Here is a 13,417-nt window from a genome sequence, read left to right on the forward strand (position 1 = left end):
CAGCGGGGGCGGCGGCCCGACGAACCCGGCCGGCCGCGCGCTCACGAGCGTGACCTCCGGGCCGCCCGGCGGCCCCGGAACCCACGATTCCTTCGCCCTACGGGTCCGTCCTGTGCCGAACCTGACCGAGCACGTGGTCGAGGAGACCGGGCACGTTCCTTCCGCCCAGGACGAGCTGCCGGTCCAGCAGCCGGTTTCCCGTCTCGCACGAGGTCTCGCTGACGAGGGCGCATCCGTGGCAGGCCGACAGATTGAGCTGCGACGAGCCCTGACGGTCGCTCTCGATGCACACCGGGTCGTTCGAGCAGACATCCGCGTCGCTCAACGAGGCCAGCAGCAGGGGGAGGATCTTGTCCGGCGCGCCCATTCGGACGAGCCCGCCGAGGGTCCCCTGCGCGTCCCCGGACGCCGTGTAGATGAAGATGCCCGCAGTGCGGTCCGGCCGATCGGAGTGCGCGTAGACCCGCTCCTGGAGGGCCGCCGACGCGTAGCCGCTCGCGAACGCGAGCCTGCGGATCAGCAGGTGGGAGATCGTGTGGAGCGCGACGAACCGCGGCTCGGGCACATCCAGTCGCCGGGCCCACGGGCTCAGGTCCCGACGGCGCGCCAGGATGTCGGCCCGAGCGCGGACCTCGGGCAGGACTTCCCACTCGGACACCCGCTCCTCGTCGAACCGGAGGAAGATCCCCTCGCCGAACGTCTCGACGGCGGGATAGACGGGATTCCGCCGCTGGTCGGGACCGAGATCGGCGGAGATGAAGTCGGCGTCCGCGTCATGGCGTCGGAACCCCCGCAGTGCTCTGACCTCACGGACGCGGCGTACCTGGCCCACACCGACGAGCCGGCTGGTGAGCGCCGAGAACCGATCCGAGGTGTCGGTCAGCCGTCGGCCGTCGACGACGAAGTCGCCCGCACCGTGGTCCCTACCGCCGTCGAGCTTCTGGACGAAGGCAGCCCATTCGCCGTCCTTGAGGTCGAGGAGCGGGGTCTCACCGCAGTCGCCACCGCCGGCCGCGAGGGCGAGGACGTCTTCCGGCGACACCCCCTCGATCTCGTCCGCGATCCATCCGGCCACCATCTCCGCCTGCGGACCACCGTTGTCGGCCACCACCTTCTCGAAGTACACATGGCCGCGGACCAGGTCCGTCGTCCGCTCGGACCGGGGGCGTTCCTCCGGGATGTCGAGCGCCGAGAGTCGATCGGCGATGTAGTTGCCGGTGGCGCCGCGCTGAACGGCGACGAGGTGGTGATCGCAGACGTGATCGGGCTTCGGGTCCTCCCACGGCTGGGTGCCCTCGCAACGGATGCCGTCCCGGCGCAGCGACTCGCCGCCGACCAGTTCGGAGAGCGGACGGGACCGGTCGCACGCGGTGCACTGGACGCGGAGCGATCCCAGCCCTTCCCCGAGCCGGGACGAACGTACGAACTTCAGTTCCTTGTAGGCGCGGCAGAAGCGCACGGCGTCGCTGACGCCCCCGTCGTTGCCACGATGAGCCCACTTGAACCAGGGGATGTCCTGGATGTGACTGCCCTTTTGACACACGGCGACGTAACGCATGGGTACGAGCGTCCCGCCGCACTCGCAACTGTTGGTGAAGCGGCCCTTGTTCCTGCCGGTGAATTGGGAGAGCCTGGTGCACCTCTCGCAGAACCGCCAGGCCGGGAACCGCCAGTAGAGCAGGTGAGGGGTCCCCTTGGCCGCGCGCCCGGAGTGGGCCGGTGCCTGGCGCAGGACGCCGGCGCCCAGCCGGGCGAGGAGCCGTTCGCAACTGATCTCGGGAGCGAACCGTCGGTCCCACCACGAGGTGTCGGGTGCGATCAAGGATTCCCCGAGCACATCGACGATGGCCCCCACACCGAACGGTGAGAGCGTCTCCGACAACCGCAGGTCATGCAGGATGCGTTCCACGGTCGCCTCCTTCCATCGGTTCACGGACCTGTACGGCGACGTTCGGCTCGACCGACCGCATCGAGTCGGCGACGAGCCATCCTTCGCCCGGCTGACCGAACCGCTTCAGCAACGCGTCGTCGTCCGACTTCCGGCGGTCGTACAACAGCGTGGAGCCGGCCTCCCGCGCCAGGCGCGCGCGGCGGTCCCAGTCGCGCAGGAGCCGCCGGACCTCTTCCGCGGTCTCCTCGGCCTCTGTCCCCTCGGAGCTGCTCACCAGGTCGAGGAACGTCGCGACGAGCCCGTCGATCGCCTCGCGCATCCGATCGTCGGAGAGGTCGAGACACGACGCGCGGTCGTTGTCGGCGAGGTCGAAGAACGAGTGCCTCAGCAACGCCACGAGTGCGCCGGCCAGCGATCGCCCGCGGGACGCCACCGACCACGGGGTGACACTCGTCGGCTCGACGCTGCTGTACAGCGCTTCGTGATAGCCGCGGAACGTCTCGAAGTGCGAACGGTCGCGCGCCCGGTTCGAGCGGAACAGCGTCGTGACGATGCCGTTGTTGCGCCCGCGACCGACCCGGCTGGTGGCCTGGATGTACTCGGCGGTGGTCTTGGGCTGGCCGACCATCAGCATCAGTGCCAGCCGCGGGATGTCGATGCCCACGGACAACATGTTGGAGGACAGGACGACGTCCACGGCCCCGTCACCGTCGTCCACGCTCCGGCTCAGCTCGCGCAGGTCATTGGGGAGTTCCTCCGGACCCCGCCGACTGGTGAGCTCCAGGACCCGGTCGGCTTGGATCCGCCGCAACGGCAGGCCCAAGCGCTCCGCACGCGGTTCCAGGCGCCCGTTCACGTCATCGACGACGAGCGACCCCGAGCGGCCCAGCTCACGGAGACTGTTGTGGTACATCACGGCCGTCCAGTAGGAGTCCCGCGTCGTCCCCGGATCGGGTGCTCCGGCGAGCACCTCGGGGATCTCGACCATCGGAGCGGTCGCGGCGATCACCGCGGAGACCTGGGAGAGGGACTGCGGCATGAGACCGACGTACAGGCGGCCCTCGCCGCTCTCCACGGGACGGGAGAAGAAGGTCCGGTCGCCGTCGAGCCCTGTCGGTGGGTACAGGGCGACGCTGCGCCCGTACAACCCCCGGACCTGCTCGTCCGACGCGCGGATCGTGGCCGTCGAGGCGATTATCTTGGGAGCCGAGCCGTTCTTGCCCAGGAGCATCTTGATCACGGCGTCGAAGACGGCGACCGTCGTGCCCAGCGGTCCCGACAGCAGGTGCAGCTCGTCCTGGATGATCAGTGACGGCTGTCGGAACGACGTGTCGAGCCCGAGGAGACTGCCCGCCTTCGGCTTGAACTGGAGACGAGCGAACTTGTCCACCGTGGCCAGCAGGATCGTCGGCGGCTCCTCGTAGAGCACCTCGTCGACCACCCCCACGGGAAGCTCGTCGCGGAACCGACAGTCCCCACCGGTGCAGTGGATGAGGACATCCTGGCCGACGAGCCGGAAGCCGTACCGAGCCCGGTCGTGAGCCTTCGCCTCGGGCAGGAGCGCGGCGCCGCACCACGGACAGCTCTCGACCTGGAACTCGTTCGCCTCCTTGGGCCGGGACGCCTTGTGCAGGCGCTCCAAGGCGCGCCTGGCTTCGTCCCTCGTCGCAGGGGTGACCTCGTTGCCGACCCACAGGCCGATGGAGAACCGGGCCATGCCCTTCACCCGCGGGTCGTTGCGACGCAGGACCTCCATCGCGCAGACGAGGGAGGCCGCGCGATGGAACTGCTGTGACGTCAGGAGACGGAGCGTGTACCGAGTGATCACCGCGGTACCGGCACCGGCAACGCCGTGCACGATCCGGCGATGGAAGATCTCGATCGCCGCCAGCCCCAGGTAGGCCTCCGTCTTCCCACCGCCGGTCGGGAACCAGATCAGATCGACGAGTTCCCGGTCGTCGTGCCCCTCGTCGACGGTCGACGCGAGGGACACCAGCAGGAAGCCGAGCTGGAAGGGGCGCCAGCGGGGTTCCTCCACCGCGGCCGGGTCCTTGCCGTTCTTGATCACCGTCTGGCGCAGCTGCAGGCGCATCGCGGCCATGCCGAGCGCGAACGCCTTCCTCAACGCGTCATGGTCCGCGCCGCGCAGCAGGTCCACACCGGCCTCCATGCGCCGCACGGCGATGCGCGCCCGGTCGGTGATCGATCGGGCGACCGGGGCGTCTTCCCCGTGCTCACCGACGCGGCCCTCCTGCTCCGCGACCCAGTCGGCGAAGGACTCGACGAACGCGTCCAGTGCCGACAGGACCTCAGCCGGTTCCGTGTCGATCCGCTCGAGGAGCTCGAGGCGGAGCGCCTTCGCCGCCTCGGATCCGGGAGCGAACCCGGTGGTCTCGACCGCGGGGACGACGTACGCCGGCACGGGATCGAGGAAGACACGCGTGCACGCGCCGTCGTGCAGGTCCCAGTCCGCGGCCATGCCGTGGCCCACCGCATACACCTTCTTGTCCCGGTAGCGCAGCCGCAGTTCTGCGGACTCGCCGTCCAGGTCGAGGGTCCGCGCGCCGTCGTACTCGAAGATCTTCCCGTCGCGGGCGGGCTTCACGGCGAGGGCGATCTGGAAGAGCATCAAGGCGATGTCGGACCGGTCGTTGCCCGTCGACGTCGACAGCACGCGCGCGTGCACCGTCACGAGATGCAGATCGCCGTACGGACGCCATCTCGATCCGATCGCGAGCTCCACCTCTCCCGCGCGGAGCTCGTGCGGGGGCCGCTTGCCGGACAGCTCGACCCCGTCGAACCGGAAGGGCAGGCGCTGCCAACGCGGAGGTCCGTCACCCGTGACCGGCTGGTAGGTGGCCCCGGAGAAGTCACACGAGACGGTGTCCCGGTCCGTGACGAAGGAGATCGCCACCGAGGAGGGGCGCCAGTCCTCGGCCAGCGGCACGCCCGCGTCGGACTCCTCGACCTCACCCTCGACGACATCGCCCCCGATCTCCGCCGGATCGTCGGCATCCCCGGCGGCGGGTGCCGACGATCCGGTGGGGAACAACATCCCGACGGCGTACTGCCGGTCCGGCATGTTGGTGACCACCTCGTCCTCGCCGCCGTCCGGCCCGACGTACGCCTTGCGAAGGTGCTCCAGCGCGAGGTCCTGCGCCCTGGTCCTGCTCATTCGGTCACCGCCCGCTGGGGGAGCAACTGCTGGAGCCGCCGCCGGTCCTCCTTGGACGCGACGATGTGCAGGGAGACACGTGCGCGCGTGACCGCCACGTAGAAGGCCGCGGTCCCGGCGTCATCGTAGGTACCGGGCAGGTTGCAGACGACGACGTGTTCCGCCTCGAGACCCTTCGCGTACCTCGGGCTCGTCACGATGTGCCCGCGGGGCATCTCGCGGGGAGCAGCGCTCGACGTCGTGCTGATGATCCAGACGTCCTCACCGCGGACCCCGTCGGCCAGCAGCCCCCGCGCCACGGAATCGGCCGCGACGAGGTCGGCCGCCGCATCAGGAGTGTGCCACTGGACCCGCTCCCCGTGGACGATGCCCGGGTCCCCGACGTCCGCCCCGAGGTACTCCTGCACCATGTGCACGATCGCCCGCGTATTGCGGACGTTGAGGTCCAGGTCGACTGACAGCGCCTCGGGGGCGATCAGCTCGAAGACGTCCCCGTCGAAGCCGCCGTCCACGTGCGCCTGATTGTTCATGTCGAGAAACATCCGCCACCGACCGACGGCCCTCCCACCGGCGACGACCGCGTCGAGCGTGTCCATCGCCTCCGCCGTCATCAGGTCCTGCGCCTCGTCGACGAACACCGCGTCGTAGACCTTGGTCGGCCGCAGGTCGTCGAACGGGACCACGTCGATGTCCCGACCGGTCACGTGCGCGGCGAAGAAGCGGACGAGCGCCGGTGAACGAAAGGTGACCAGCACGGACCTGCCCTGGTCCGCCTCCTGCTTGGCCGCCTCCACGAGGACGAGCGACTTGCCCGTCCCGGCACCCCCGAACACCATCACCCGGGGATTGCGCGCCAGGGAGGCGAGGACCCTGGCCTGGCTCGCCGTCGCACGGTTCTGCTCCTCGATGACCGCCCCGCGCTGCGCGTCGATCACGGGCATCCTGGTGAACTCGCCGAACAGCCGGGCCCGGAGATCCTCGATCCTCGTGAACCTCCGGCCGATCGGAGGCTTCCGCGAGGCCGCCGCGATGGTGTCGAGCGCACCGGTCAAGCGCTCGACGCTCATCGCGTCCTTGGCCAGCCAATGGGTCGGCTGCCATTCGACCGAATGCGGGAGCGGCTCGGTGTCGGGCGTGACGACGACGGCCTCGTGAGCGAACCAGCCGATGCCTTCCTCCTGGAGGATGTCCCGCAGCGCGTGCATGGCGGAGCGGGCCTGCTCCATCGGGGAACCCGACAGCTTGTGCCAGTCGTCGCGACGGTCGACGCTGTACCAGGCCCCGTCGTACTTCCTGACGCCCCCGCCCTTCACCTCGACGAGGATGACGACCTTCTTCCACAGGATGACGAAATCCGCCTCCGCTTGCTGCTTGTAGGCGTGGGAGCGCAACTTCACCGAATGGAAGGCGACCGCGTCGGGGTCGCCCTCGATGTCCCGCAGCAGACGCGCGACCCTGCGTTCGGCGTCGCTGCCGGCGTTCCTTTCGATGTCGGCAAGATCGGGAACGAGGATCACGCGTGTTGTTCCTTCCAGAGGTCTTCGTACTCGCGGTACCCGAGCAGATCGTTGACGTCACCGAAGTTGTCCGCCATGTCCACGATGAGGCACTCGGGCTTGCCACCGTTGGCGGGGCCGCGCAGACCGCGTCCGGCCATCTGGATGTAGGCGTTCGGGCTGAAGGTCGGGCGGGCGATGTAGAGGGCGCGGACGCCCGGGGCGTCGAACCCCTGGATCAGCAGGTCGCAGTTGGCGAGTACGCGGATCTCGTTCCTCTTGAACTTCGTGATGATGTCGCGGCGTTCCTGCCTTCCGGTCTGTCCGCTCACCGCCGCCGCCTCGACCCCGCGGTACCTCAGCGTCGCGGCGAGCACCTGGGCCGAGAGGACGTTCGGGGTGAACACCAGCACCGGCCAGTCCTCGTCCAGCCCCATGATGTGGTTGACGAGGGTGGCCATCCGGGCCTGGTCGCGGCCGATGCGCTCCAGGACGCTGGGGCTGACCCTGCGCTGCTCCGTTGCCTCGGTGATCTCCTCGGGCCGGAGCTGGACGTCGATGCCGTCCAGCACCTGGTGCTCGACCCGTGCGAGCACCCCGATCTCCGTCAGCTGCTTGTACGCGTCCGAGCCGAAGGCGTCGAGCTTGCGGTTGCCGAACCGGTTCGCGAGGGCCTTGTTCGCCGCGTCGGACTTCCCCTTGAACGGCGTCGCGGACAGACCGACCAGTGGACGGGCCCATCCGCGCCCCGCCACACCGAGCCACTCGAGGACGCGTGTGTACCGCTCGGAACCGCCCGCACGATGCCCTTCGTCGACGATGACGGCCGACGCGTCGGCCAGCCACGCGTACTCCGGCCTGCCGTGGATGACGTCGAGTTTCGCGTCCGTCGCCACGACGAGGCTGAACTCCGTGTCCGGCTCGTGCACGGTGTTGCCCTCCCAGAGGCGGCCCACCGTCAACGGGCGTTCGTCGGCGAGGCCCCGCCAGACCGTCGTCCAGGTCTGAACAGCCTGCTCGCACAGCTCCAGCGACTGCGCGATCCACAGGACCGGTCCCTGCAGGTCTCCCTCGATGAAGAGCCTGAGCACGGTCTCCGCCGCGACGCGCGTCTTGCCCGCACCCGTCGGGAGTTCCATCATCGCCTTCAGATGACGGCCGTTCGCGTCACGCAGCACCAGCACGTCCTTGAGCTGCTGACTGATCCTCTCCTGGAACGAGTGGAGGGGATCGAGCTTCACGGCTCCGGGGACGACGAATTCGTGTTTCTGGGGTTCGCTGCGGCGGCCCGCGTACTGGGCCCCGAAGCCCATCTTCCGCAGCCACGAGATGGTCGCGGCACTTCCTCCCCACGCGTTCGAACTCGGGACGTCGGGGAAGCCCTCCTGTTGGAACAGGCCGGCGAGCAGCTTGATCGAGTCCGATCCGTACACCGTGAGGAAGAGCTCGGAGACGGAGGCGTTGTCATCGAGCAGTCCTTGCGTCTCCAACGCCTGCCAGAGTCCCTTGGGCAGGGCCTCCCTCAGGTCGTCCGGCCCGAAGTAGACGTCGAGCCGTTCGGCGTCGGTGGCGGCCGCCCTGGCCTCCTGCCGAAGTCCCTGGAGCCGGTGGTCGAGACCCGTCCTGAGGACGCGATCGAGCTCGGCGTTGGTCAGGCGAAGCTCGAATGCCTCGTTGACGCAGCCGAGGAGACGCCGCTCGTCGGCATCGCCGCGGACGAACAGGGCCGACCCGTCGAGGTGCCAGGGCAGCGGCTGGTCCTCGACGCCGTCCTCCGTTGTCACGCGCTTGACCACCTGGATCGCCCGGGCGACCGTTGCGTTGGTCAACCTGTCGGCGACGTGCGTGCTGCGCAGCCCGGTGAAGACGTCGACGACCCGCTCGCTCTCCTGTTCCCCGTCGATCACCATCGAGAACGCGAAGCTGTCCTCGAATCGGCGACACCCCACCGAGGCCACGAGTTCCAGTGCCTGGGCGTCCGTCACACGCAGGTACGGGCGCTGACGCGAGGAGAGGAACTCCTGCTGCTCGTCCGTCGTGGCAAGGTAGACCGAGGCGGGCGAACGCGACTCGGTGGCGCGCTTCACCCGGGCGGGGATGCTCGGGGGATAGCCGCCCGGGTGGGCGATGCGGCATGCCGTCGTGATGAACTCGACGAGGAGGGCGTCCTCGATGGTCGCCGGGAACAGCTCCGCTTCCAAGGCCTCCCTGAGGACGGGAGCGGGTACGGCTTCCAGCTCGTCGGGCAGGCCCAGTGCCTCGGCGACCTGGCGCGGTCCGCGGAACAGCGGCAGGAGCTTCTCGTACTTGACCAGGGACGGCGCGACGAGTTCGGCCGGTGCGCGGTACCCACGGTTGGAGTGCAGCAGACCTGCGCGATCCACCGCCCAGCGAACCGGGGACGGCACCGAATGGGTTCGGCCCGTGTCGAGGTCCTCGCAGGTCCACTCGAGGTCGCCGCTCTCCAGCAGGCCGACGGTCCAGGTCTCGCGCAACTTGGGCGACGCGTTCGACTCGAGCAGGATCGACAGCATGGAGAAGGGGCCCGGGCCCTCACCGGGGAGGAGGTCGATGTTCTCGATCGGCCGTTCACCGGGGCCCTGAGCCGCGTTGAGCGCCGCCACGACCCACTCCCGGTACTGCGCGAGTGCCGGCTCGTCCTCGGCGGAATACCGGCTCTTGGGCGCACGGACCACACCCAGCTCGTGCGCCACCTCGGGCATGCAGCGCCCGCGGTCGAGCGTCCTTGCCGCGTGCTCGTCGCCCAAGGGCTCGGGGAGGTCGAAGACCGTGCGGGGCCAGGCCCAACCGCCATCACGAGTGGGCACCTTGACCGTGGTCGAGTGGCCGGCCAGCACCTTGCCCGCGTCGCGCGGAGACAGACCGAGAACGGCGTCCCAGAGCTTGGAGAGTTCGTCGTCGCCCGAGGAGCCCGAGAGCGTGGCGAGGCGGGCGTTGAGGATCGCGCGCGGGTCCAGATCCCGGAAGCCGACCCTCCGGAGGCCCTCGTCGACACCGGGCCGGGCCAGGAAACCGGGGGAGACGAAGACCGCCCCCTCGATCTCGACGCCGTCCTCCTGCTGCAGGAAGACGACGTTTCTGTCCGCGAGCGATCGCATGCCGTCGGTGGTCGGGACGACCTTGGCCCGTTCGACTTCGGACTGGGGTTTGTGCCCGAGTGCGAACTTGAACGCGTTGGCGGAGGAGACCAGGTCCGGTCCGTCGGCCCACTCACGCAGCCAGGAGAGGAGTCCGCGCTTCGGAAGCTCCTCGAGGGCCCGTCTCATGTCCCTGTCCGTGGCGTCGATGCCCCCCTGCGGGCTTGCGGCCGTGAACAGCCGGCGCAGACGAGTGATGCGCTGCGGTGACGTGTAACAGCGCCAATGCGGCACGTTGGTGGCAGTGTGCGCGGAGACGCTCCACGCGCGGTGGACGTCCGGGTGAGCCTGGACGGCGAAGTCCAGGGGCCGCAGAGCGTCGGCGTTCACCAGGGTCCCCGTGGCGTCGGGAACCAGGTCGACGCCCGCCGCGATCTCCGGCACGTGTGCGCAGAGCAGCCTGTCGCCGAACGACAACGGCTCCCGCCCTCGTGCGGGCATGTAGTCGAGGTGGGCGGCCGGATCATCGACTTGCGTCACCTGCGGCAGCGCGTCGACGAACATGTCCGAGAGCGTTGCGAGGATTTCCCGGTTGTAGTCGTTCTCCAGCAGCGTGGTCCGGTCGTCGTTCACGCTCCACGGAGCGTTGAAGAGGGCGGACGCCGACGTCTGGTCCTGGAGCGGGAAGTAGGACCAGAACCGTCCGACGCGCTGCTTGGCGTGCCGCTTCGGGATCGCGACCGTGACCTTGACCTCCGTACGCGAAACGGCCTCCCCGACCTCCTTGCGCGCCGCCGCGGATGGTGTGTGCATGCGGTCCGCGACGATCCACTCTTCGCCGTCGCCGTCCGGGGTCTCGATCGTGAAGACACCGCCGCCGAAGTCACGTGAGGTGTGGCTGGTCTCGAAGCCGTCCGCGCCGAGCACCCTGAGCCTGATCTGCCGCACAGCGCCGACGAAGAGCAGGAACTCCGAGGCGAACGAAGCGATCTCCTCGCGGAGCCGGACGAGGTTGGACGCGTGCGGAAGCCTCACGACGGTGGAGGCCCACTCGGCGAGCCCCGCGAGGATCGGGTCCTCGGCGAACACGGCGAGAGGGTGGATGACGGTGGGTGTGCGCAGGATCGGACGGCGTTTCGCGGTGGGCGCGATCCGGCCGATCTCGGTGCGCGCCGTGCGGGAGTTGAACTCGAACGACACCGATCGACTGAAGACCTGCGGCGCGTCCGACACGGCCAGGACCGACTTGAACCCCAGCCCGAAGCGCCCGATCTCGTCGCCCCGCTTGCCGCTGAGGTGCGCGTGCGTGATCGCGGTGAGTCCGTTCCTGGAGAACGGGCGACCGGCGTTGGCGCAGTAGAGGGTCTGATTCTCCGGGTCGAGGACGATCTCGACCCGGCCCGCGCATTCACTCTGATCGTCACCGCCCCCCGACATCGCGTCGGCGGCGTTCTGGACGAGCTCCAGGAGCGTCCGATTGGCGTACCCGCCGACCCGGATGGACTCCTCGTGATTGGCGTGTTCGGAAACGAGGTGCGCGTTGGCCCGGTAGGAGGCGAGGGCCCTGTCGAACTGGCCACCCACTTCCCGAACGAGGCCCGCGTCCGGCGTCCAGGACTGTGCTGTGATCGTCACGGGCGACCGCTCCTCATGTCGAAGGCATCCGAGCCGCCGGTCGGCGCAGGCCTGCTCGGAGCGGCTCGAACTCCTATGGGATCAAGCCCGGTCGGGCGCGATATCGCCTCTCGAGCGGTGCGGGGAGAACCATGCGCAGGACGGGCGTGCGTGCGGCCGTCGGTGCGCTCGACAGCGCCGAGGCCGCCTCTCGGCCCGGCCCCATCCCAGTGTCGCAACCTTGATCCCTACGTCGTCGTCGTTCGGTGGCGGGACGCGTGCAACCCGGCGCACCCCGACTGCACACGAATCTAGACGATGTGACCGACGTAGACGGCGTGAATCCGGATCAACGGACAGGTCCGAGGCGATCGTTGTCCAGAGGTGTTCCGACACCGATTTGATCAGGTACGTGGATCGGTCACGAGGCCGTTTCCCCATGCTGGTTGCCGTCACATCGGCAGCGCTCGATGCGCCGGAGCATCCGGACCCGCGTCGGCGGGCCGGTGAGGTCGACGGCCTCGCATGGTGGTGCGCGCGCGTCGCGGACATCACGGATCTCACGTGGCCAGGCGCAGGCGCAGGCGGGCGGGGCCGAATGCCGAGCCGTACCGATACCGGCGGATGCCGGCGGATGCCGGCGGATGCCGGCGGTGGATCTGCTCGATCACCGCATCGATCCGCGAACCGAACCGATGTGGCAGCTCACTCTGAACGCCGCGCTCGACCTGTGGCCGTGAAAGACGATCAGCCCTCCACCGGGGGCAGCGGGTGGGAGCAGGTCGAGCGTGCCACGAACGCGATGCCGTCGTAGTCCTCGGCCGGGACGAGCGGGGCGGTGTTCAAGCGGTAGAGGAACCGTTGGACGTTGGCGCCGAAGCTGCGCTGCGCGTGCGGGGCGTGCAGCCAGGGCGCGGCGTCGGCGGGGGAACCCGCGGCGCGGAAGTCCGCGTAGTAGTCGCCGGGCACGGCGTGAGTGAGTCTGGCCTCCAGGGAACGGATGCCGGTGCCGATGCGGTGGCGGGCCGGCGGACGCTGAAGGTCGTTGCCGCGGCGGGCCAGGAAGGAACCCTTGCCGAAGAGGAGGGCCAGCGCGTAGTAGGCGTCGCCGTAGCGCTCGCGGAGTCTGCTGCCGAGGGCCGGCACCTGGTCCCCGTACGTGCCCTTCGCGATGTGCCCGTTGTGTGCCCAGACCATGACGCGCGCCTCGGGGTCGTCGTCCACGAGCCGTGCGACGGCCTCGGCCATGTAGCGGTCACGCGCGGCGAGTACGCCGTCCTCGCCGGCCGAGGCCCCGAAGGGCCGGGTCACCAGGTCGGCGGCGCGGACCAGGATCCGCGCGTGCTCCAGGGCCTCGCCGGCGTCGTCGCCGGGACCCGACCGCTCGACGTGGTCCGCGACGAGGCGGGCGATCTCCTCGGCGCGCCGCAGCAGGGCCTTGTCCGGGTCCGGAAGCGAGCCCGGGCGGGCCCGCGCCAGTACCTCCAAGGTGCCCACGCGACCGGCCTGATCGGGCGCCGTCCGGCGCAGAAAGGCGGCGACGGGCTCGACCGAGTCGGCGCAGAGTTGGGGGTCGATTCCCACGAATCGGATGCGGCGCCCTTCGGGCAGGTGGCGGTTGTGGGCGCGCAGCCACTCGACGAGGTCGACCATCTCGCGGGTGCGCCAGGTCCAGAAGCCCAGTCTGGCGACGAGCCGTTCGGGGGAGCCCGTGCCGTACCGGACGTACGCGTCGAGCGCGCGTGCCGCGGACTGGCCGGCCTCCATCGCGAGGCCGGTGAACCCCTCCTCACGGACCAGGAACTCCACGATGCGGTGCTTCAGTCGGAAGAACTCGCGCGTGCCGTGGGTGGATTCCCCCAGACCGACGATCCGTGTCCCCCGCAGTGCCTCGCCCAGGGGTTTCAGGTCCTCCACCGGCGCGCCGGGGGTCAGGGTACTCAAGGGGTTGGCGTGCTCGTTCAGCCATCGGGCGATGTCGTCGGGCACCGTCTTGCCTCTCCTCACCGCGCGCGGGAGGGCGGCACGCGGGCGCGCCCCGGCCTTCCGCACCCGTTCCCGGGTCAGTTCGTCGCCTCCCGGCAGGCCGCGATCTCCTGGAGGTCCCGTACGGCGTCCGGTCGGCCATGCTCGGAATACACTC

The 13,417-nt window shown here is 69.6% G+C and carries 5 protein-coding genes; all 5 read right to left on the reverse strand.

Features of this window, described 5'->3' with window-relative positions:
• Window positions 1-97: 97 nt before the first annotated feature.
• The 5 genes from drmB to ACFYW3_RS01785 all read right to left on the reverse strand — a co-directional run bounded on the left by drmB (window position 98) and on the right by ACFYW3_RS01785 (window position 13,263).
• Window positions 98-1,909 carry a DrmB family protein gene (gene drmB / locus ACFYW3_RS01765; protein WP_389385230.1) on the reverse strand — a complete coding sequence of 604 codons (1,812 nt, stop codon included), beginning with the start codon at window positions 1,907-1,909 and terminating at the stop codon, window positions 98-100.
• Window positions 1,890-5,066 carry a helicase-related protein gene (locus ACFYW3_RS01770; protein ID WP_389385231.1) on the reverse strand — a complete coding sequence of 1,059 codons (3,177 nt, stop codon included), beginning with the start codon at window positions 5,064-5,066 and terminating at the stop codon, window positions 1,890-1,892. Before ACFYW3_RS01770 ends, drmB begins: the two co-directional genes overlap by 20 nt.
• Window positions 5,063-6,583, reverse strand: a complete 1,521-nt coding sequence (locus tag ACFYW3_RS01775; protein WP_351760646.1) for an NERD domain-containing protein — start codon at window positions 6,581-6,583, stop codon at window positions 5,063-5,065. Before ACFYW3_RS01775 ends, ACFYW3_RS01770 begins: the two co-directional genes overlap by 4 nt.
• Window positions 6,580-11,295: a sacsin N-terminal ATP-binding-like domain-containing protein gene (locus tag ACFYW3_RS01780; RefSeq protein WP_389385232.1), complete on the reverse strand. Its 4,716-nt coding sequence runs from the start codon at window positions 11,293-11,295 to the stop codon at window positions 6,580-6,582. The genes ACFYW3_RS01775 and ACFYW3_RS01780 overlap by 4 nt, the downstream gene beginning before the upstream one ends.
• 726 nt (window positions 11,296-12,021) lie before the next feature.
• Window positions 12,022-13,263 (reverse strand): erythromycin esterase family protein, encoded by a 1,242-nt coding sequence (locus tag ACFYW3_RS01785; protein WP_389385233.1) that lies wholly within the window; start codon window positions 13,261-13,263, stop codon window positions 12,022-12,024.
• Window positions 13,264-13,417: the final 154 nt, after the last annotated feature.

Source organism: Streptomyces sp. NPDC002602, from assembly GCF_042889445.1.
GTDB lineage: Bacteria > Actinomycetota > Actinomycetes > Streptomycetales > Streptomycetaceae > Streptomyces.

Bases quoted from the DNA above. Each gene is read 5' to 3' on its own strand.
- ACFYW3_RS01770 (WP_389385231.1), bottom strand. From the start codon at position 5,066: ATGAGCAGGACCAGGGCGCAGGACCTCGCGCTGGAGCACCTTCGCAAG.